Raw genomic sequence first — 18,489 nt, 5'->3', positions numbered from 1 at the left:
TCACCCTTCCCGTGCCGCGGCGCACACCGCGCGTGTGATCCGTGCCAGGTCCGCGTCACCGGTGACGTACGGCGGCATCGTGTAGACGAGGTCGCGGAACGGCCGCAGCCAGACCCCCTCGTGGACAGCGGCTCGCGTCGCCGCGCTCATGTCCACCTCGTGGTCGAGCTGGACGACGCCGATCGCCCCCAGGACACGTACGTCCCGGACGCCAGGCAGTTCAAGGGCGGGCTCCAGGCCCTCCCGCAGCCCCGCCTCGATCCGCTTCACCTCGGTCCGCCAGTCCTGCCCGAGCAGCAGGTCGATCGAGGCGCAGGCGACGGCGGCGGCCAGCGGATTGCCCATGAAAGTGGGCCCGTGGGCGAGCACCGGGACCTCTCCCCGCGAGATCCCGTCGGCGACCCGCGAGGTACACAGCGTCGCCGCCATCGTCATATAGCCGCCGGTCAGCGCCTTGCCGACGCACATCACGTCGGGCGTCACGCCCGCGTGCTCCGCCGCGAACAGCGCGCCCGTGCGCCCGAAGCCGGTCGCGATCTCGTCGAAGACGAGCAGCACGTCGTGCGCGTCGCACGCCTCGCGCAGCACCCGCAGATACGCGGGGGAGTGGAACCGCATCCCGCCCGCGCCCTGCACCACCGGCTCGACGATCACCGCGGCCAGTTCGTCGGCGTGCCGCTCGATCAGCTCGCGCAGCCGGTCCGCGTACGACTCCTTGTACGCGACCGGCGGTGCCTCCGCGAAGATCTGCCGCGGCAGCACCCCCTGCCACAGTTCGTGCATCCCGCCCTCGGGGTCGCACACCGACATCGGCTGCCAGGTGTCCCCGTGGTAACCGCCGCGCCAGGTCAGCAGGCGCTGCTTGGCGGGGCGGCCGAGCGAGCGCCAGTGCTGGAGGCACATCTTGACGGCGACCTCGACCGAGACCGAACCGGAGTCGGCGAGGAAGACGTGCTCAAGACCCTCGGGTGAAATGTCGACAAGGCGCTTCGCCAGCCGTACGGCGGGCTCGTGGGTGAGCCCGCCGAACATGACATGGCTCATGCGTTCCAGCTGGTCGCGCGCGGCGTCGTTGAGTACCGGGTGGTTGTAGCCGTGGATGGCCGACCACCAGGACGACATGCCGTCGATCAGCTCGCCCGAGCCGTCCGCCATGCGCAGCCGTACCCCGCTCGCCGATTCCACGACGAGCGGTTCCTGCCGGCCGGGCATCGGCCCGTACGGATGCCACACATGCCGCCGGTCGAGATCCAGCAGCTCGCGCACGGACCCGGCCACGGGCAGATCAGGCATTGGGCGCGAGATCCGTTCCGGCACCCCGGCGGCGTACGGCCACGAGATCCGTACGCGCCTCGGCAGGCGTTTCCGCGGGAGCGGAAGCGGGAGCGGGCGTGGAGGCGGAAGCGGAACCGCACCCGCCGCCGCCCTCGTGCGAGCCGCAGCCCCCACCCTCGGCAACCCGGTGCTCCGGCAGCGTCACCTCGCCCGCGCCCTCCACCTCGAACCCGGCGTCCGCGATCATGTCCAGGTCGGCCTTGCCGGCCTGGCCCTCGCTGGTGAGGTAGTCGCCGAGGAAGATCGAGTTGGCGAGGTGCAGGGCCAGCGGCTGCATCGTGCGGAGATGGACCTCACGGCCGCCCGCGATGCGGACCTCGACGTCCGGGCAGACGAACCGGACCATCGCCAGGATCCGCAGACACCGCTGAGGCGTCAGGTTCCACTCTTTGGCGAGCGGGGTGCCCTCGAAGGGGATCAGGAAGTTCACCGGAACGGAGTCTGGGTCGAGCGCGCGGAGTGCGTAGACGACGTCGACCAGGTCCTCGTCGCTCTCGCCCATGCCGGCGATCAGACCGGAGCAGGCGGACAGGCCGGCCGCGTGCGCCTTCTGGACGGTGTCCACCCGGTCGGCGTACGTGTGCGTGGTCGTGATGTCCCCGTACGTCCCCTCGGACGTGTTCAGGTTGTGGTTGTAGGCGTCCGCGCCCGCCTCGCGCAGCCGCTCCGCCTGCCCGTCGTTCAGCAGGCCGAGGCAGGCGCAGACCTCGACGTTCTCGTTCCCGTCCTTGATGGCCTTGATCGTGTCGGAGACCCGGTCCACGTCACGGTCCGTCGGACCACGTCCGCTGGCCACCAGGCAGACCCGCTTGGCGCCCCCGGCCAGGCCCGCCGCCGCTGCCTTGGAGGCCTCCTCCGGCTTGAGCCAGGTGTACTTGAGGATCCCGGCCTTCGACCCCAGCCGCTGCGAGCAGTACGAGCAGTCCTCGGGACACAGGCCCGACTTGAGATTGACGAGATAGTTGAGTTTCACCCGTCGGCCGAACCAGTGCCGGCGCACCTTTCCGGCCGCGGCCACCACGTCGAGCACGTCGTCGTCGGAGGTGGCCAGCACGGCCAGAGCTTCTTCGCGGGTCGGCAGCTCGCGCCGAAGCCCCTTGTCCACCAGCGTGTTCAGCAGGTCCATGAGGTCCGATCCTGGCGTATGCGACCGCTTGCGGCCAAGGAGAGTTTGCACAAGAGAGACGGTTCGACGTGTGGGTATTGCCACACCCTGGGTGGCTGGGGCGGCCGCTAGGGTCTGTGCACTGCCTACAAAAACCAGTGCGTGCGCCGGCCGCGGAAACCAGTGCGCCCAAGCACCGCCCGCCCCACATTAGTAACCACGGTCTGGAGGACCCATGGCGTTCGGCTGGATCGACGAGCAGGCGCAGGCGCGCCGCCGGGCCGGACTCGTACGCACCCTTCGCCCGCGGCCCGCGGACTCCCCGCTCCTCGATCTCGCGAGCAACGACTACCTCGGTCTCGCCCGCCATCCGGAGATCACCGAAGCCGCCGCGGCAGCCGCGAGAACGTGGGGCGGCGGTGCCACCGGATCCCGGCTCGTCACCGGCACGACCGAACTGCACGGCGAACTCGAACGCGAGCTGGCCGGCTTCTGCGGCTTCGAGTCCGCGCTCGTCTTCTCCTCCGGATACGCGGCCAACCTCGCCGCCGTCACCGCGCTCGCGCCGCACGGCTCCCTCGTCGTCTCGGACGCGGGCAACCACGCCTCGCTGATCGACGGCTGCCGGCTGGCCCGGGGCACCACGCAGGTCGTCGCGCACGCCGACCCCGACGCCGTGCGCAAGGCGCTCAGCACCCACAGGGGGCCCGCCGTCGCCGTCTCCGACACGGTGTTCTCGGTGGACGGGGACGCGGCGCCGCTGGCCGGTCTTGCCGCCGCCTGCCGGGCGTTCGGCGCCGGGATCGTCGTCGACGACGCACATGGGCTCGGCGTCCTCGGCGACGGCGGCCGGGGCGCTCCGCAGGCGGCGGGCCTCGCGGGCGACCCGGACGTCGTCGTGACGGTCACCTTGTCCAAGTCGCTGGGCAGCCAGGGCGGTGCCGTCCTCGGGCCCGCACCCGTCATCGACCACCTGGTCAACGCGGCGCGCACGTTCATCTTCGACACCGGTCTCGCGCCCGCGGCGGCGGGCGCGGCCCTCGCGGCGCTGCGGCTGCTGCGCCGCGAACCGGAGCGTGCCGAACGGGCCCGCGCGGTGGCCACGGCGCTGCACAGCCGCCTGACGGCCGAGGGCCTGGAAGCGGTACGACCGGACGCCGCCGTCGTCTCCGTGCGCGCGCCGTCCCCCGAACGGGCCGTGCGGTGGGCCGCCGACTGCCGCGAGGCGGGACTCGCCGTCGGCTGCTTCCGCCCCCCGTCGGTGCCCGACGGCATCTCCCGACTGAGGCTGACCGCTCGCGCGGACCTCACCGACGCACAGATCGAGCACGCGGTACGGGTGATCAGCGCAACCCGATGATGCTCAGCTCAGTCCGGCGATGAATCCCTCCCAGGTGGCAGGGGTGAACAGCAGGGCGGGACCTGCGGTGTTCTTGGAGTCGCGGACGGCCACGAGTCCGGACCAGGGTCCTGGACCCGGTCGTGCCGTCTCGACGCAGTTGTTCATTCCCGTACTGCGACTGCTGCACAGCCAGCGCACATCGTGCAGCGAAGTACTGGAAGGTACGTACCGAGGCAGTGCAGACATGGTGCCTCCTTACGCGCCGTCACCTAACCCGGCGATGTAATCCAATGAGTCCTCGGGCGAAAGGGCTTGGATCTGAAGGGCGTTGAAGGCCTCGCTGTAGGCCTCTAGGTCTTCTTTCCGTTCGAGATAGAGGCTACTCGTCAAGTGGTCGAGAACAACCACATCCAGATCAGAAGTGTTCGGAAATGAGAAGATAACGAAAGGCCCGGTGACTCCGATGTGCGCCCCGGCGGCGAACGGCAGTACCTGAAGCCGCACTTGAGGCAGGGTGGCGGCCTCCCGTAACCGGTGCAGCTGGCGTGCCATGACCTCCGGCCCGCCAACGTCCCGTCGCAGCACCGCTTCGTCCAGGACCGCACTCAGTTCCAGCGGCGGATTCGAACGCAGCACGTCCTGCCGGGCAAGGCGCACCTCGACGAGCGCGTCGAGCTTGGCGTCCTCAAGTCCCCCTACGGCGGCCCGCGTCACCGCACGGGCGTACTCGGGTGTCTGCAGCAACCCCGGCACCACGGACGTCTCCAGCGTGCGCATTCCGCTGGCCTGCGACTCCAGACTGATGAAGTCGCGGTACGTCGGCGGCAGGACACCGCGGTAGGCGTGCCACCAGTGGTGCCGCCCGTTGCCCTCCGCGCCCGCCAGCACGACCAGCAGGTCCCGTAACTCGGGCTCGTCGACGGCGTAGGCGTCCAGGAGCCGCTCCACGTCCGCGGGCTTGACCCCACTCGTGCCGGTCTCGATCCGGCTCACCTTCGACTGGTGCCAGCCGAGGAGACGGGCCGCCTCCCCGCTCGTGAGAGCCGCACCCACGCGCAGAGCGCGCAGTTCTGCACCGAGCTTGCGGCGGCGTACCGCGGGACCGTACTGCATGGCCGTACTCCTTACTCCTTCCGAGCCGCCCAAATACGGTCCTCCGTCGCAGAGTTCACCGCTTCGAGCGACAGATATATGCATATCTCGGTGGATCGCACCCGTGACCGGCCAGGTAATGGCAGTCTGGCGCGAAGCACCAGTCCGGGACCGTACTCGAACCATCCGCTCCGTGTCGGACCCCGGTCCCGTGGGAAAGGGACGACCGCGCCATGGCAGACCATCAGGAAGCATCCGTCACTCTGCCGAGCGATCCAGCCTCGGTCTCCGCGGCCCGGAAATTCGTCGCCGAAGTGCTGGCCGAATGGGGCCTGCCGGGTGACTCCGAAGTCGCCGACACCGTACGCCTGATCGTGTCCGAACTAGCCACCAACGCCGTCCAGCACACTTTCGGGCAGTCGCCCACCTTCAGAGTGGACGTCCGCCTCGACCGGGACGAACACCTGCGCCTCGGCGTCACCGACAGCCACCCACGCTTTCCCAAACGACTGCCCGCAGCCGTCCAGCAGGACAACGGACGCGGCATGGTGATCATCCGTTGGCTGACCGCGGAGTGCGGCGGCAGACTCACCGTCCGGCCCACCCGCGAAGGCGGCAAGACCATCTCCATCGAACTGCCCTGGACGGCACCGGTCGAGCCGGTGACGGCCGGGGGTCCGCAAGAGCCCTGAGTCCCGGTCCAGTTGCGCTGCGCGGCGCGTCCGAAGGCACCGCGCAGCACAACTGGCAGCACGCTCACGTCGCTGGGTCCGATTCCTCTCCTCGCCCCTCTGCGGACGTGACATGGCGCTGCACCAGCCAGGGCAGGGCGGTCCACAGAGCCAGACAGACGGCCAGAGTGCCCGCGCCCGCGGCGATCCCGGCGCCGCGCCCCACCGTCACGTCGACGACGAGGAGCACCGATCCGGTGAACGCCAGCATCAGCACGTACAGGCCGACGTGGGTCAGCCAGGAGGAGACCCGCACGATGGCGGGTTTGACGTTCTGCTGGAACAGCGACCGGTGCAGGGCGGCCGGCGCAGTGAACAGGGCGGCGGCCAGGAACGCGAGCAGGAGCGTGGTCACGTACGTGGCGCGCTGCGTCGTGTCCAGCGAAGGGAAGCGCTGGGTGAAGGCCAGGGTCAGCAGAAAGGCGAAGAGGATCTGCACGCCGGTCTGGGTGACCCGCAGCTCCTGGAGGAGCTCGGCGAAATTGCGGTCGGCGCGCTCAAGAGGTTTCTCGTCGCGTTCCGTGCGGGGACGTTGTTCCACCATGGTGGACGAGTAACCGGTTCGACCGTGTTTCACGCCCTGCCGCACGTTCCGTGGGGGCGACGGCGCGCGCCGTCGCCCCCACGGAACGGGTCAGCTCACTCGGCCGTACCAGACGCTCTTCGTCCAGATCTTCTGGAGCTTCACTACCTCCCCGGACTTCGGGGAGTGCCAGATCTTTCCCTTCCCGGCGTAGATGCCGACGTGGTACACGCTCCGGCCCGAGTGGAAGAACACGAGGTCTCCGGCCTTGCGTTTCGAGGCGGAGACATGGTTGGTCTTGTTGTACTGCGCCGCGGCCGTACGAGGCAGCTTCTTGCCCGCCTTCTTGTACGAGTAGAGCGTGAGCCCGGAGCAGTCGAAACGGCGCGGCCCAGCGGCGCCGTACTTGTACGGGGAGCCCTTCTTGGAAGCCGCGACCTGAAGTGCCTTCGTCGCCAGGGTGGCCGCTTCGGCGTCGGATGCGACGCCGGGGACCACGAGGCTGCCGCCCACGGCGGCGATGGTGAGAGCCGAGGCCGTACCGGCCCTCGTCCACAGCGACGGGACACGATTGAGCGCAGTCATGCGCAACCCTTCGTCAGCCGCCTGTGAAGGATGACCTGTCGGATTCGGGCTGGCGAAGTAGCCCGGCCGCTTACTGCGGCTTCACCCCAAGGACCGCCCGGATCTCTCCGGCGGCCCGTCGTGCTGGGTCCTCCACTCCTGCCGATGCACATCTGTCGACCGGTCATCCGGGAGGCGGCAGGACTCGGCGTCCGACCCGGACCGCCCCGCCGGTGTGGCGGGGGCTTGTCGTCGGAAGGGATCTTCACGCATTGATGTCGGAAAATCCGAGCGGAATCGGTGGTTTGTGGGGTTACTCACCACTCACCCGTTCGGGTGGACACCCCGCCGTTCGAGCGAGTGTCCAGCAGGCCGACGACGCCCGTACCAGCAACGAAGGGCTTCAAGTACGCAATCGCGCTACGCGCGTTGCGCAACTTCTGCGCGCTCTTGGAAGGATGGGTGTCTACGCCATCCGGGGGTACACCATCTGGTGCGTTTGAAACCCGGGCCGGACGCTCCGACGGGTCGGCGTGTGCGGGGGCCCGGGTGGGAGGGCGTCAGCTGTCGGAACCGGGCGGCAGGGTGACGCGGGCGGCCCGCCGCTCGCCGTCGAGGACACGCAGGGCCTGTGCCAGGGTCGGAGCGTGCACCTCGCTCTCGCCGCGCTGGTGCATCAGCGCGAGGGCGTCCCGCAGTGCCGTCGCCTTGGCGACCAGCGCCTGAGCCGCTCGCAGACCTCGGTAGGTGTCCCCGGGGCGGGCCGGGTTGATGCGGCCGAGCAGGTCGACCACGTCCAGGTAACGGTCGATCAACTCGGCTTCCGCGCGCGTCAGTGCGGGCAGCGGGGGCAGTTCGGGTGGGAGCATCGGCCGCTCACCTCGCGCCGGGTGTGGGGCGAGAAGCCTTGCGGCTCGGGATGATCCCGTCAATCAGTCCGTACGCCAGTGCCGCAGGCGCGTCGAGGATCTTGTCCCGCTCGATGTCCGCGGCGACCCGCTCCGGACTCTGGCCTGTGTGCCGCACGAGCATCTCCTCCAGCATCCTCCGAGTACGCGTCAACTCCTCGGCCTGGATGGCCAGATCAGAAGCCTGCCCCTGGATCGGCTCGGGAAACGACGGCTGGTGGATCAGCACGCGGGCACCCGGCAGCGCGAACCGCTTGCCCGGCGTGCCGCCCGCCAGCAGCACGGCGGCGGCCGAGGCGGCCTGGCCGAGGCAGACGGTCTCCACCTCGCAGGTGACGAACTGCATCGTGTCGTAGACGGCCGTCATCGCGCTGAGCGAGCCGCCGGGGGAGTTGATGTACAGCGAGATGTCCCGGTCCGGCGCCAGGTACTCCAGGTGCATGAACTGAGCCATCACGTCGTTCGCGGACGTGTCGTCGACCGGTGTCCCGAGGAACACGATCCGCTCGTCGAGGAGCTTCGAGTACGGGTCCAGGGTCCGGTGCCCCGCGCTGGTGCGTTCGCTGAACTCGGGCAGGACATGGCGGGCGGACGGGCGGTTCATGGCTTGCGCCTCCTCGGCATCGCGTCTGTAAAAAATGTACAGGACGTACGGATGTCGTCGAGGGATGCTCGCTGACAGCGAAAATCCCCGTGGAGCGAGGTGCTCCACGGGGACTCTCGGGGTGAGGCGAGTGTCAGTTGAGAGGGGCCGGGGCGGGCGTGCCGTAGAACGTGATGGTGGGCCAACCGCGAGACGCGGCCAGTTCGTTGAGGGCGTTCGCTATTTCCAGGGGGGTGATGGTGTTCGCTGTCGGAGCTTCGGAGAACCCGACGCTGAAACTCAGCTTGATCTGGCCCACGTAGTCGCCGACCGGGAGAAGTGTCGTTCCGCTGAACTCCGTGTCGCTGGGGAAGGTGACCGTCGCGGCGTCGGCGGTCTCCGTTGCTTCAGCCGCCGCGGCCTGTGCCGTCCCGCTGGAGGCAAGCACGGCTCCGGCCGCCGCGGTCCCCGAGTACCCCAGCAGTGACCGTCTGGAAAGTTCGGACAAGGTCCCCTCCTCGTTGTCATGCACGCCTCCCCCCGGAGGCGGAGACTTGATCGTAGGGACGAATCCTTTTCGGCGGAGCTGAATGAGATCGTCCGCTCCGAGTGGCTTGTCGGGGGCCCGGTCTAAGCTGGATGACATGGCCTACGAGATTCCGGTGACGCAAGCCAGGGCTGAGCTCGCCGATCTGATCAACCGCGTGGTGTACGGCGGTGAGCGCGTCGTCGTGACGCGTCACGGGAAGCCTCTCGTCGCCCTGGTCTCCGCCGCCGACCTGGAACGCCTCGAAGAACTCCAGGACTCCGCGGAGGAGCAGGTGGTGAGCGCCTACTCCACCGTCCGCGAGGTCGCGCCCGCCCCGCGCGAGCGCCAGAGGTTCGGCATCGCGGCGGAGCACCGGGGGCCCAACGTGTCGTAGGTGTGCGGCGGTTCGGCGGGGGTGTGCGCGTCCGTCCCCACGCCGGGCTCAACCGCGCGGCTCTCCCCGTCAGTTCATCAAGGCGGGCTCCCGGACGGTTACCGTCTCGGTGGTCGTGGTCCGGCGTCGCTTGAGCGCGTCGCCCAGCAGTACCGCTCCCAGGCCGAGCGTGGCCCACCAGGCCAGGGTCAGCGCGGGCCCGATCGCGGCGGCGCCGTCGAAGAACGACACCGAGCGGAGCAGCGAGGCGCCCGCGCCCGGCGGCAGCCACTGGCCGATCGTGCCGACCGGCTCGGGAAGCATCTCCGGGGCGGAGGACGCGCCGGAGAAGGGGTTGCCGAGCAGGATGATCAGGAACCCTCCGAGTCCGATACCGGGACGTCCGGCGAGCGCCGCAAGCCCTGCGACGGCGCCGCTCACCGCCAGCGTCGACAGGCTCAGCGCGCCGGCCTCGGCCCACCAGTCGCCGGAGAGAACCCCCAGCCAGCTGTGCGCGATCGAGGCGGACACCACGCCGACGAGGACGGCCGCGCCGGTCAGTGCGCCCACGGCCCGGACCCCCCGCAGACCGAGCAGGGTGGCGACGACGCCCGCAGCCACCCCGGCCAGCGCCATCGGGAGCACGCTCGACGTGAGGGCGGCGCCGCGCGGGTCCTCGGCGGGGGCGGGAACGACATCGGTGGTCGTCACGGTCGTGCCCTCCGGGGCATGGCCGGCCACCGCCTGCTGCAGCAGCTGGGCGACGAGCGGGCTCGCCGCGGACGCGGTGAGCAGCTCGGGGCCCCGCTCGGTGACGACGATCGCGCCGTATACGTTCCGGTCCTCGATGGCCTCCCGGGCGGCGGCCTCGTCGGCGTAGCGGTGGATCTCGAAGGCGCCGTCCTGCCGGGCGAGCTGCTTCTCGACCGGGGCGGTCGCGGACGCGGAACCCGCCACGCCCAGCGGCAGGTCGCGGGGCGCGGTACGGGCCGCGGGCCAGGCGAAGGCCCAGAGCGCGAGCGCCACCAGTACGGGGACCAGTACGACCACGGCGGCCATGTTGCGGCGGTGCCGCGGCGGAGGCGAGGGCACGTCGGAAGGGGGAGCGGAGGCGGAGGACATGGGAGGTCTCCCTCGATGCAAGTAAAAAGAAGGATTGTTCGTTTTAGGGATGCCTCACCATCCTGCGGGCCCGTCGCCTTGTCAAGAAAGAATGTTCGTTCTACGTTGAACGGCATGGCCCGCGTATCCCAGGAACACCTCGACGCCCGTCGCCGCCAGATCCTCGACGGCGCGGCCCTCTGCTTCGCGCGCAACGGGTTCCATGCCACGTCGATGCAGGACGTGCTGAAGGAGGTCGACCTCTCCGCGGGAGCCGTGTACCGCTACTTCAGCGGCAAGGAGGAACTGATCGGCGCCATCGTCACCGAGGTCCTCGACGAGGTCCGCGACACATTCGAGACGGCCGCCCAGCAGCGCCCCATCCCGCCGCCCGACGTGCTCATGGGGTGGGTCATGAACAAGATCCTGAACATGAAGCCGGGGCTGATGCACGAGGGGCAGTCGGTCCTGCCCCGGCTGATCGTCCAGGTGTGGACCGAGACCCTGCGCAACGACGACCTGTCGCGGGTCATCAACGAGGGTTACGCCAAGGTCCGCGCGGCCTGGGGCAAGGTGGTCAAGGGCTACCAGGACGCGGGCATGATGCGTGACGACGTACCGCCCGAGAGCGTCGCGCGGACCATGATCGCCCTGGCCCAGGGGTTCGTCGCGCAGATGGCGCTGTTCGGCGCCCTGCCCGTCGAGGTGTTGCAGGAGGGTCTGCGGGGTCTGATGAGCATGGGGGAGCCCGGCCCGCGGTCATGAGTGGATCAAAGGCTGGTTAACGTCGTTGAAACGCCGTCCAACTAGCCTGCGCATCCACGCCACCAGGGGTTTTGGTGGCTACGGCCACCGGACCCCGCACGGTCCGGAGCGAGGACTGTGAGGTGGGACGCCGTGCAACTGACACCGCACGAGCAAGAGAGGCTGCTGATTCATGTGGCCGCCGACGTGGCCGAGAAGCGGCGGGCCCGCGGGCTGAAACTGAATCATCCCGAGGCCATCGCCCTCATCACGTCGCACATCCTCGAAGGCGCGCGTGACGGCCGGACCGTGGCGGAACTGATGTCCTCCGGACGCAAGATCCTCAACCGGGACGACGTCATGGAGGGCATCCCCGAGATGATCCACGACGTCCAGGTCGAGGCGACCTTCCCGGACGGCACCAAGCTCGTCACCGTCCACGACCCGATCGTCTGACGGGAGAGCGAGAGCCATGATTCCCGGAGAGATCCTGTTCGCCGACGGGCCCGTCGCCTTCAACGAAGGCCGCGAGGTCACCCGGCTGACCGTCCTCAACGCCGCCGACCGGCCCGTCCAGGTCGGCTCCCACTACCACTTCGCCGAGGCCAATCCCGGTCTGGAGTTCGACCGTGCCGCCGCGCGCGGCAAGCGGCTCAACGTCGCCGCCGGCACCGCCGTGCGCTTCGAGCCCGGGATTCCTGTCGACGTCGAACTCGTTCCGCTCGCCGGTGCCCGCGTGGTGCCCGGACTGCGCGGGGAGACCGGAGGTGCCCTCGATGCCTGAGATCTCGCGTGCCGCGTACGCCGACCTGTTCGGCCCCACCACCGGCGACCGTATCCGGCTCGCCGACACCGACCTGCTGATCGAGATCGAGGAGGATCGTTCCGGCGGCCCTGGACTCGCCGGTGACGAGGCGGTGTTCGGCGGTGGCAAGGTCATCCGCGAATCCATGGGCCAGGCGCGCGCTACGCGCGCAGACGGCACCCCGGACACGGTCATCACGGGCGCGGTGATCGTCGACCACTGGGGGATCATCAAGGCCGACGTGGGTATGCGCGACGGCCGGGTCACCGGCATCGGCAAGGCGGGCAACCCAGACACCATGGACGGGGTGCACCCCGACCTGGTCATCGGCCCGGAGACCGAGATCATCGCGGGCAACGGGCGGATCCTGACCGCGGGTGCCATCGACGCGCACGTCCACCTGATCTGTCCGCAGATCGCCGACGAGGCGCTGTCCGCCGGAATCACCACGCTGATCGGCGGCGGCACCGGTCCGGCCGAGGGCTCGAAGGCGACGACGGTCACGCCCGGCCCCTGGCATCTGGCGCGGATGCTGGAGGCGATGGAGGAGTACCCGCTCAACTTCGGTCTGCTCGGCAAGGGCAACACCGTCTCGCGCGACGCCATGATGTCCCAGATCCGCGGCGGCGCGCTCGGCCTCAAGATCCACGAGGACTGGGGGTCCACGCCCGCCGCCATCGACGCCGCGCTGACCGTCGCCGACCGGACCGGCATCCAGGTCGCCATCCACACGGACACGCTGAACGAGTCCGGCTTCGTCGGCGACACCCTCGCCGCCATCGCCGGACGCGGCATCCACGCGTACCACACCGAGGGCGCGGGCGGCGGGCACGCGCCCGACATCATGACCGTGGTCTCCGAGCCGCACGTGCTGCCCAGCTCCACCAATCCGACCCGGCCCTACACCGTCAACACCGCCGAGGAACACCTCGACATGCTGATGGTCTGCCACCACCTGAACCCGGCGGTGCCCGAGGACCTGGCCTTCGCCGAGTCCCGGATCCGGCCGTCGACGATCGGGGCCGAGGACATCCTGCACGACCTCGGCGCCATCTCGATCATCTCCTCGGACGCCCAGGCCATGGGCCGGGTCGGCGAGGTCATCATGCGGACCTGGCAGACCGCGCACGTGATGAAGCGGCGACGGGGGGCGCTCCCCGGCGACGGCCGTGCGGACAACCACCGTGTACGTCGCTATGTCGCCAAGTACACGATCAACCCGGCGCTCGCGCAGGGCCTCGCCCGCGAGGTCGGCTCCGTCGAGACCGGCAAGCTCGCCGACCTGGTGCTGTGGGAGCCCGCGTTCTTCGGGGTCAAGCCGCACCTCGTCATCAAGGGCGGTCAGATCGCCTACGCGCAGATGGGCGACGCCAACGCGTCCATCCCGACGCCCCAGCCGGTCCTGCCGCGGCCGATGTTCGGCGCGATCGGGCGGGCGCCGGCGTCCAACTCGTTCAACTTCGTCGCCCCGCTCGCCATCGAGGACGGTCTGCCGGAGCGGCTCTCGCTCGGGAAGCGCTTCATGGCCATCGAGTCGACGCGGGCGGTCACCAAGGCGGACATGCGTGAGAACGACGCGCGTCCACGCGTCCAGATCGACCCCGACAGCTTCGCCGTGCACATCGACGGGGAGCTGGTCGAGGCGACTCCGGCCGCCGAACTGCCCATGGCCCAGCGTTACTTCCTCTTCTGATGTCCAGGGCAGCGCTTCTCGTTCTGGCCGACGGCCGCTTTCCCGCCGGAGGGCACGCGCACTCCGGCGGGGCCGAGGCGGCCGTCAAGGCGGGGCGCATCACGGGCGCGGCGAGTCTTGAGGACTTCTGCCGGGGGCGGCTGCACACGGCGGGGCTCGTGTCGGCCTCGCTGGCCGCGGCCGCCGCAATCGGGGTCGACCCGGTGACGCTGGACGTGGCCGCGGACGCCCGTACGCCGTCGCCCGCGTTGCGGGTTGCCGCGCGGCGGCTCGGGCGGCAGTTGATGCGGGCGGCTCGGGCGACGTGGCCCTCCGCCGAACTCGACGCGCTGGCGCGGGAGTTTCCCAGGGGGGCGCATCAGCCGGTGGTGCTCGGGCTTGCCGCGCGGGCTGCGGGGCTCGGGGCGGAGGATGCCGCGTACTGCTCCGCGTACGAGGCGGTCAGTGGGCCGGCGACCGCGACGGTGCGGTTGCTGAGTCTGGATCCCTTTGACGCCACCGGGGCGTTGGCTCGGCTTGCGCCGGAGCTGGATCTGGTGGCGCGCGCTGCCGCCGACGCCGCTCGTCGTGTGCTCGACGACGGGGTCGACGCGCTGCCTGCGGCTTCCGCGCCGCTGCTGGAGATCGGTGCGGAGGCGCATGCGGGGTGGCCGGTGCGGCTGTTCGCGTCGTAGCCCGCGGCGGAGCCGCTGATGGATGGAGTTCGCCCCCTCCGCCCCTACCCGTCCCGTACCTGGGGGCTCCGCCCCCAGACCCCCGATCGCCCGAAGGGCTCGTCCTCAAACGCCGGACGGGCTGAGAAGTTGGAGCCGTAGCCATGCACCTCGACCACTCCCACGACGGACCCTCCGCCCTCAGTGCCGACGCTCACCGTCCCGACGGCACCCGCCGTGCCCTCCGTATAGGGCTCGGTGGGCCGGTCGGCTCGGGCAAGACCGCGACCGTCGCCGCACTCTGCCGGGCGCTGCGCGAGGAGTTGTCCCTCGCCGTTGTCACGAACGACATTTACACGCGTGAGGACGCCGAGTTCCTGCTGCGTGAGGCGGTGCTGCCGCCCGAGCGGATCACCGCCGTCGAGACGGGGGCCTGCCCGCACACCGCGATCCGGGACGACATCTCGGCCAACCTCGAAGCGGTCGAGGATCTGGAGGACGAGGTCGGGCCGCTGGACCTCATCCTCGTCGAGTCCGGGGGTGACAACCTCACCGCGACCTTCTCCAAGGGGCTGGTCGACGCGCAGATCTTCGTGATCGACGTGGCGGGCGGGGACGACATTCCGCGCAAGGGCGGGCCCGGGGTGACCACGGCCGACCTGCTGGTGGTCAACAAGACCGACCTTGCGCCGTACGTCGGGTCCGATCTGGGGCGGATGGCGGCCGACGCCAAGACGCAGCGGGCCGAGCTGCCCGTGGTGTTCCAGTCGTTGCGGGCCGAGGGCGGGGTCGCGGACGTCGCCGCGTGGGTGCGGGAGCGGCTCGCCGCGTGGACGGCATGACGGCGGGGGTACGGGCCACCGCGCGGATCGGGGCGCGGGACGACGGCCGGGGCGGTACCTCCCTGCCGGTGCTCGAAGGGGACGGGCCGCTCGCCCTGCGGCGCACCCGGGGCGTGGCATCCGAGGCGCGGGTCATGCTCGTCGGTGCGATGAGCGGCCCGCTCGGCGGTGACCACTTCACCGTGGAGGCGGAGGCCGCGGAGGGGGCCCGGCTGCACATCGGGTCGGCGGCCGCCACCATCGCCCTGCCGGGGCAGGCCAAGGGCGAGTCGCGCTACGACGTGCGTCTGAAGGTGGCCGACGGGGGTGAGCTGCGTTGGCTGCCCGAGCAGTTGATCTCCGCCAACGGGAGTGATCTGTACGTCTCCTCGCGCATCGAGCTGGCGGCGGGTGCCCGGCTGGTCTTCCGGGAGGAGCAGGTACTCGGTCGGGCGGGTGAGGAACCCGGGCGGCTCAGCAGCCGTCTCACTGTGCGGCTCGACGGACGGCCGTTGCTGGACCAGGAACTGTCGTGCGGACCGGGCGCGCCCGGCGGCTGGGACGGTCCCGCTGTCCTGGCAGGGCATCGTGCGCTCGGGCAACTGCTCGTCGTACGGCCGGAGTTCGCAGGCGTACCGGTGCAGGCGCGGCTCCTTGGCGAGTCCGCCTCGCTCATGCCGCTCGCCGGTCCCGCCGTACTCGTGACCGCGCTGGCGTCGGACGCGCTGCGGCTGCGGCGGGTGCTGGACGAGGCGCTGAGTTCGCTCGACTGAGGCCGGTGGCCCGGCTGTCTCCGCTCAACGGGGCAGGTCTCACCGGTTATCGGATTAGTAAAGAACCCTCGCGGCATCTGTTCTCAGGTACCTCACAGCCGAAAGGATCCCCGTACCAATCGCAACGATGTACGGGGAGGTCCCACTTGAGGGGCATCAGACCGACGAAACGGGTGACAGCGCTCGGTTCGGCCGGAGCGCTCGTCACGGCGACCCTGATAGCCGGAGCCGTGGCGGCTCCGTCGGCCACCGCCGACGCCGGCCACGGGCAGGACCGCGAGGCCCGCGGAGCGGCGATCGCTGCGGACCGGGCCGCCAAGGCCGGGATCGACTGGCAGGACTGTCCGGCCGACTGGGGCTTCGTGAAGCCGATCCAGTGCGGCTGGGTGACCGTCCCGCTCGACTACGCCCACCCGAACGGCAAGCAGATCAAGCTCGCCGTCGACCGCATCGGGAACACGGGCACGCAGGCGGAGCGCCAGGGCGCCCTCGTCTACAACCCGGGCGGCCCCGGCGGCTCCGGCATGCGCTTCCCGACCCGGGTGACCAACAAGAACCCGATCTGGGCGAACACGGCCAAGGCCTACGACTTCGTGGGCTTCGACCCGCGCGGTGTCGGCCACTCGGCGCCCATCTCCTGCATCGACCCGCAGGAGTTCGTGAAGGCGCCCAAGGCCGACCCGGTCCCGGACACCGAGGCGGACAAGCTCGCCCAGCGCAAGCTGGCAGCCGAGTACGCGGACGGCTGTGCCGAGCGCAGTGGCGACATGCTGCCGCAGATGACCACGCCGAACACCGTGCGCGACCTGGACGTCATCAGGGCGGCACTCGGCGAGAAGAAGCTCAACTTCCTGGGCGTCTCCTACGGCACGTACATCGGCGCCGTCTACGGCACGATGTATCCGACGCATGTCCGGCGCATGGTCGTCGACAGTGTCGTCAACCCGTCGCGCGAGAAGATCTGGTACGAGGCCAACCTCGACCAGGACGTCGCCTTCGAGGGCCGCTGGAAGGACTGGGAGGACTGGGTCGCCAAGAACGACGCGACCTTCCACCTCGGCGACACCCGGGCCGAGGTGCAGGACCAGTGGCTGAAGCTGCGGGCCACCGCCAAGGCGAACCCGATCGGCGGGGTCGTCGGTCCCGCCGAGCTGATCGGGTTCTTCCAGAGCGCCCCGTACTACGACTCCTCGTGGGTGCCGGTCGCCACCGTGTTCAGCCAGTACGTCGCCGGTGACACCCAGGCGATCGTCGACGCCGCCGCACCCGACCTGTCGGACACCGCGGGCAACGCCTCCGCGGAGAACGGCAACGCCGTCTACACGGCCGTCGAGTGCACCGACGCCAAGTGGCCCACCAGCTGGAAGAAGTGGGACCGGGACAACACGCGGCTCAACAAGGACTACCCGTTCATGACCTGGGCCAACGCGTGGCTGAACCTGCCCTGCGCCACCTGGCCGGTGAAGCAGCAGACCCCGGTGAACGTCAAGACCGGCAAGGGCCTGCCTGCTGTCCTGATCGTGCAGTCCACGAATGACGCCGCCACCCCGTACGAGGGCGCCGTCGAACTGCACCAGCGCTTCAAGGGCTCCCGCCTGATCACCGAGAAGGACGCGGGCTCGCACGGTGTGACCGGCCTGGTCAACCCGTGCATCAACGAGCGGGTGGACACCTACCTGCTCACCGGGAAGACGGACGCGGCCGATGTGACGTGCGCGCCGCACGCCACGCCCAAGCCGTAACCACGCATGAAGGGAGGGGCGGCCGGATCTCCGGCCGCCCCTCGCTCATGACGCCGACCAGGCGTCCTCCGCGGCGTAGTCGAAGAGATCCCCGTACGCTTGGAACATCTTGGGATACGCCTCCCGCCAGTCCCCTCCGGCCAGTTGGCGCTCGATCGACGCGACCGTCTCAGGCAGCGACTCGGCGTACTCCACCACCGGGCGGTAGCCCAACTCCCGTTCGGCCGCCGACATGTCGCAGATCACGGGAGCCGCAACGGTCCACGGTGTGTCACCCACGGTCGGAGCGGGCGGCGGGCCGTCCACCAGAACACTCTCCGTCTCGACGCCCATCACCGCGTCGATCGCCGCGCAGATCTCGGCCACCGTGGGCGCCTCGGGATCGCAGGCGTTGAGGACGCGCGACCCCGGCCGTGCGGCAGCCAGGCGGATCAGCTCGGCGATGTTGTGAACGCTCGCGGGATGGAAGCGGCTCGTGCCGCCGAACGCGAGGATCCGCCTGCGCCGGCCGTCGAGGTTGCGCTTGACGACGTACAGCTCGCGGGGGGTGCGGCAGTACGGGCCGTGAATAGCGCCCGCGCGCAGCAGGGTCGTCGGCAACTGGTCGGCCGCCGCGAGGAGTTCACGCTCCAGCGCGGCCTTCCGACTGCTGTACGTGTCCTCACCGGGCTGTACGGTGCGCAGGCTCTCCGGGATCGGCACCGGGTACTCGGGAAACCCGTCCGGCTCGGACTGGGTGTCGAAACCGCGCCCCTTGTCGTCCTCGTACACCGACAAGCTGGAGATCACCACGGCCGAGCCGACGCGATCGGCCAGGCCCGTCAACTGCCGTGCGTGTCCCGCCCCGTAGGCGACCATGTCGACCAGCACGTCGCAGCCGTCCCCGATCACCTCGGCCAGTGCCGCGTCGTCAGCCCGGTCGAGCCGCGCGGACCGCACTTCCTCCGGCCAGGCTTCGTCCCGGCCGCCGCCGAACGAGGCGGCCGTCACCTCCCAGCCGTCCCGTACGAGCGAGCCCACGGCCGCGCGTCCGATCTGCCCTGTCGCTCCGATCACTACAGTACGTCTCATA

At 70.1% G+C, this 18,489-nt stretch carries 22 protein-coding genes and 1 riboswitch; of the genes, 11 read left to right on the top strand and 11 right to left on the bottom strand.

From position 1 onward, the window contains the following. Together OG219_RS07820 and bioB are read right to left on the bottom strand one after the other, a co-directional pair. Positions 1–1,293, bottom strand: coding sequence for an adenosylmethionine--8-amino-7-oxononanoate transaminase (locus OG219_RS07820; RefSeq protein WP_266824264.1), 1,293 nt, complete (start codon positions 1,291–1,293; stop codon positions 1–3). Next, complete coding sequence (gene bioB, locus OG219_RS07815; protein ID WP_266824262.1) at positions 1,286–2,461, bottom strand: biotin synthase BioB; 1,176 nt, start codon at positions 2,459–2,461, stop codon at positions 1,286–1,288. Before bioB ends, OG219_RS07820 begins: the two co-directional genes overlap by 8 nt. Positions 2,462–2,675: 214 nt before the next feature. Here bioB and OG219_RS07810 point away from each other — a divergent pair, with 214 nt between their 5' ends. Further along, complete coding sequence (locus OG219_RS07810; protein WP_266824260.1) at positions 2,676–3,800, top strand: 8-amino-7-oxononanoate synthase; 1,125 nt, start codon at positions 2,676–2,678, stop codon at positions 3,798–3,800. A gap of 3 nt (positions 3,801–3,803) precedes the next feature. Here OG219_RS07810 and OG219_RS07805 read toward each other — a convergent pair whose 3' ends face one another. Together OG219_RS07805 and OG219_RS07800 are read right to left on the bottom strand one after the other, a co-directional pair. Continuing rightward, positions 3,804–4,028: a DUF397 domain-containing protein gene (locus OG219_RS07805; protein WP_266824258.1), complete on the bottom strand. Its 225-nt coding sequence runs from the start codon at positions 4,026–4,028 to the stop codon at positions 3,804–3,806. Between the two features lie 9 nt (positions 4,029–4,037). Beyond that, positions 4,038–4,895, bottom strand: coding sequence for a helix-turn-helix transcriptional regulator (locus OG219_RS07800; RefSeq protein ID WP_266824256.1), 858 nt, complete (start codon positions 4,893–4,895; stop codon positions 4,038–4,040). Positions 4,896–5,107: 212 nt separating this feature from the next. Here OG219_RS07800 and OG219_RS07795 point away from each other — a divergent pair, with 212 nt between their 5' ends. Next, positions 5,108–5,566 (top strand): ATP-binding protein, encoded by a 459-nt coding sequence (locus tag OG219_RS07795; RefSeq protein WP_266824254.1) that lies wholly within the window; start codon positions 5,108–5,110, stop codon positions 5,564–5,566. A 64-nt stretch (positions 5,567–5,630) separates the two neighbouring features. On the opposite strand, the gene OG219_RS07790 is transcribed toward OG219_RS07795, so the two are convergent. The 5 genes from OG219_RS07790 to OG219_RS07770 form a co-directional block, all read right to left on the bottom strand. Continuing rightward, positions 5,631–6,149: a DUF6328 family protein gene (locus OG219_RS07790; protein ID WP_266824252.1), complete on the bottom strand. Its 519-nt coding sequence runs from the start codon at positions 6,147–6,149 to the stop codon at positions 5,631–5,633. A 90-nt stretch (positions 6,150–6,239) separates the two neighbouring features. Further along, the gene (locus tag OG219_RS07785; RefSeq protein ID WP_266824250.1) at positions 6,240–6,713 is read right to left on the bottom strand and encodes a C40 family peptidase; all 474 of its coding nucleotides are present in this window, start codon (positions 6,711–6,713) and stop codon (positions 6,240–6,242) included. Positions 6,714–6,716: 3 nt separating this feature from the next. Further along, a riboswitch (cyclic di-AMP (ydaO/yuaA leader) is annotated at positions 6,717–6,903 on the bottom strand. 349 nt (positions 6,904–7,252) lie between these two features. Then, entirely contained in the window at positions 7,253–7,561 is a 309-nt protein-coding gene (locus tag OG219_RS07780; protein WP_266468448.1) for a hypothetical protein, read from the bottom strand. 7 nt (positions 7,562–7,568) lie between these two features. Continuing rightward, entirely contained in the window at positions 7,569–8,204 is a 636-nt protein-coding gene (locus tag OG219_RS07775) for an ATP-dependent Clp protease proteolytic subunit (RefSeq protein ID WP_266824247.1), read from the bottom strand. 133 nt (positions 8,205–8,337) lie between these two features. Then, positions 8,338–8,691 carry a hypothetical protein gene (locus OG219_RS07770; protein ID WP_266824245.1) on the bottom strand — a complete coding sequence of 118 codons (354 nt, stop codon included), beginning with the start codon at positions 8,689–8,691 and terminating at the stop codon, positions 8,338–8,340. 136 nt (positions 8,692–8,827) lie between these two features. Here OG219_RS07770 and OG219_RS07765 point away from each other — a divergent pair, with 136 nt between their 5' ends. Further along, positions 8,828–9,106, top strand: a complete 279-nt coding sequence (locus OG219_RS07765) for a type II toxin-antitoxin system Phd/YefM family antitoxin (RefSeq protein WP_266824243.1) — start codon at positions 8,828–8,830, stop codon at positions 9,104–9,106. Between the two features lie 69 nt (positions 9,107–9,175). Here OG219_RS07765 and OG219_RS07760 read toward each other — a convergent pair whose 3' ends face one another. Then, positions 9,176–10,207, bottom strand: coding sequence for an ABC transporter permease (locus OG219_RS07760; protein WP_323183268.1), 1,032 nt, complete (start codon positions 10,205–10,207; stop codon positions 9,176–9,178). A gap of 114 nt (positions 10,208–10,321) precedes the next feature. Between OG219_RS07760 and OG219_RS07755 the strand changes: the two genes are divergently transcribed. From OG219_RS07755 to OG219_RS07720, 8 genes are all read left to right on the top strand, one after another. Further along, entirely contained in the window at positions 10,322–10,951 is a 630-nt protein-coding gene (locus OG219_RS07755) for a TetR/AcrR family transcriptional regulator (RefSeq protein ID WP_266824241.1), read from the top strand. A gap of 132 nt (positions 10,952–11,083) precedes the next feature. After that, positions 11,084–11,386, top strand: a complete 303-nt coding sequence (locus OG219_RS07750; protein WP_266468462.1) for an urease subunit gamma — start codon at positions 11,084–11,086, stop codon at positions 11,384–11,386. 16 nt (positions 11,387–11,402) lie between these two features. Continuing rightward, positions 11,403–11,714 (top strand): urease subunit beta, encoded by a 312-nt coding sequence (locus tag OG219_RS07745; protein ID WP_266468464.1) that lies wholly within the window; start codon positions 11,403–11,405, stop codon positions 11,712–11,714. After that, positions 11,707–13,428 carry an urease subunit alpha gene (locus OG219_RS07740; protein ID WP_266824238.1) on the top strand — a complete coding sequence of 574 codons (1,722 nt, stop codon included), beginning with the start codon at positions 11,707–11,709 and terminating at the stop codon, positions 13,426–13,428. Before OG219_RS07745 ends, OG219_RS07740 begins: the two co-directional genes overlap by 8 nt. Continuing rightward, the gene (locus OG219_RS07735) at positions 13,428–14,102 is read left to right on the top strand and encodes an urease accessory protein UreF (protein WP_266824236.1); all 675 of its coding nucleotides are present in this window, start codon (positions 13,428–13,430) and stop codon (positions 14,100–14,102) included. Before OG219_RS07740 ends, OG219_RS07735 begins: the two co-directional genes overlap by 1 nt. Before the next feature lie 143 nt (positions 14,103–14,245). Continuing rightward, the gene (gene ureG / locus OG219_RS07730) at positions 14,246–14,923 is read left to right on the top strand and encodes an urease accessory protein UreG (protein WP_266468471.1); all 678 of its coding nucleotides are present in this window, start codon (positions 14,246–14,248) and stop codon (positions 14,921–14,923) included. Beyond that, positions 14,920–15,675, top strand: a complete 756-nt coding sequence (locus tag OG219_RS07725) for an urease accessory protein UreD (protein ID WP_266836030.1) — start codon at positions 14,920–14,922, stop codon at positions 15,673–15,675. The genes ureG and OG219_RS07725 overlap by 4 nt, the downstream gene beginning before the upstream one ends. A 146-nt stretch (positions 15,676–15,821) precedes the next feature. Then, positions 15,822–17,417, top strand: coding sequence for an alpha/beta hydrolase (locus OG219_RS07720; protein ID WP_266824233.1), 1,596 nt, complete (start codon positions 15,822–15,824; stop codon positions 17,415–17,417). A 45-nt stretch (positions 17,418–17,462) separates the two neighbouring features. Here the strand turns inward: OG219_RS07720 and OG219_RS07715 are convergent, their stop codons facing one another. Further along, complete coding sequence (locus OG219_RS07715) at positions 17,463–18,488, bottom strand: NAD(P)-dependent oxidoreductase (protein ID WP_266824231.1); 1,026 nt, start codon at positions 18,486–18,488, stop codon at positions 17,463–17,465. Position 18,489 lies beyond the last annotated feature (1 nt).

Origin of the sequence: Streptomyces sp. NBC_00038 (assembly GCF_026343635.1) — a bacterium.
Classification (GTDB): Bacteria; Actinomycetota; Actinomycetes; order Streptomycetales; family Streptomycetaceae; genus Streptomyces.
Note: the sequence above shows the minus strand (reverse complement) of the source record. Positions and strands in the feature narration are given on the sequence as shown.

What these genes read in the sequence shown, in the direction of transcription:
- OG219_RS07735 (WP_266824236.1), top strand. Translation starts at nt 13,428, where the DNA reads ATGTCCAGGGCAGCGCTTCTCGTTCTGGCCGACGGCCGCTTTCCCGCC.
- OG219_RS07800 (WP_266824256.1), bottom strand. Translation starts at nt 4,895, where the DNA reads ATGCAGTACGGTCCCGCGGTACGCCGCCGCAAGCTCGGTGCAGAACTG.
- OG219_RS07745 (WP_266468464.1), top strand. Translation starts at nt 11,403, where the DNA reads ATGATTCCCGGAGAGATCCTGTTCGCCGACGGGCCCGTCGCCTTCAAC.
- OG219_RS07805 (WP_266824258.1), bottom strand. Translation starts at nt 4,028, where the DNA reads ATGTCTGCACTGCCTCGGTACGTACCTTCCAGTACTTCGCTGCACGAT.
- OG219_RS07775 (WP_266824247.1), bottom strand. Translation starts at nt 8,204, where the DNA reads ATGAACCGCCCGTCCGCCCGCCATGTCCTGCCCGAGTTCAGCGAACGC.
- OG219_RS07760 (WP_323183268.1), bottom strand. Translation starts at nt 10,207, where the DNA reads ATGTCCTCCGCCTCCGCTCCCCCTTCCGACGTGCCCTCGCCTCCGCCG.
- OG219_RS07725 (WP_266836030.1), top strand. Translation starts at nt 14,920, where the DNA reads ATGACGGCGGGGGTACGGGCCACCGCGCGGATCGGGGCGCGGGACGAC.
- bioB (WP_266824262.1), bottom strand. Translation starts at nt 2,461, where the DNA reads ATGGACCTGCTGAACACGCTGGTGGACAAGGGGCTTCGGCGCGAGCTG.
- OG219_RS07765 (WP_266824243.1), top strand. Translation starts at nt 8,828, where the DNA reads ATGGCCTACGAGATTCCGGTGACGCAAGCCAGGGCTGAGCTCGCCGAT.
- OG219_RS07810 (WP_266824260.1), top strand. Translation starts at nt 2,676, where the DNA reads ATGGCGTTCGGCTGGATCGACGAGCAGGCGCAGGCGCGCCGCCGGGCC.
- ureG (WP_266468471.1), top strand. Translation starts at nt 14,246, where the DNA reads ATGCACCTCGACCACTCCCACGACGGACCCTCCGCCCTCAGTGCCGAC.
- OG219_RS07790 (WP_266824252.1), bottom strand. Translation starts at nt 6,149, where the DNA reads ATGGTGGAACAACGTCCCCGCACGGAACGCGACGAGAAACCTCTTGAG.
- OG219_RS07740 (WP_266824238.1), top strand. Translation starts at nt 11,707, where the DNA reads ATGCCTGAGATCTCGCGTGCCGCGTACGCCGACCTGTTCGGCCCCACC.
- OG219_RS07755 (WP_266824241.1), top strand. Translation starts at nt 10,322, where the DNA reads ATGGCCCGCGTATCCCAGGAACACCTCGACGCCCGTCGCCGCCAGATC.
- OG219_RS07780 (WP_266468448.1), bottom strand. Translation starts at nt 7,561, where the DNA reads ATGCTCCCACCCGAACTGCCCCCGCTGCCCGCACTGACGCGCGCGGAA.
- OG219_RS07785 (WP_266824250.1), bottom strand. Translation starts at nt 6,713, where the DNA reads ATGACTGCGCTCAATCGTGTCCCGTCGCTGTGGACGAGGGCCGGTACG.
- OG219_RS07715 (WP_266824231.1), bottom strand. Translation starts at nt 18,488, where the DNA reads ATGAGACGTACTGTAGTGATCGGAGCGACAGGGCAGATCGGACGCGCG.
- OG219_RS07820 (WP_266824264.1), bottom strand. Translation starts at nt 1,293, where the DNA reads ATGCCTGATCTGCCCGTGGCCGGGTCCGTGCGCGAGCTGCTGGATCTC.
- OG219_RS07795 (WP_266824254.1), top strand. Translation starts at nt 5,108, where the DNA reads ATGGCAGACCATCAGGAAGCATCCGTCACTCTGCCGAGCGATCCAGCC.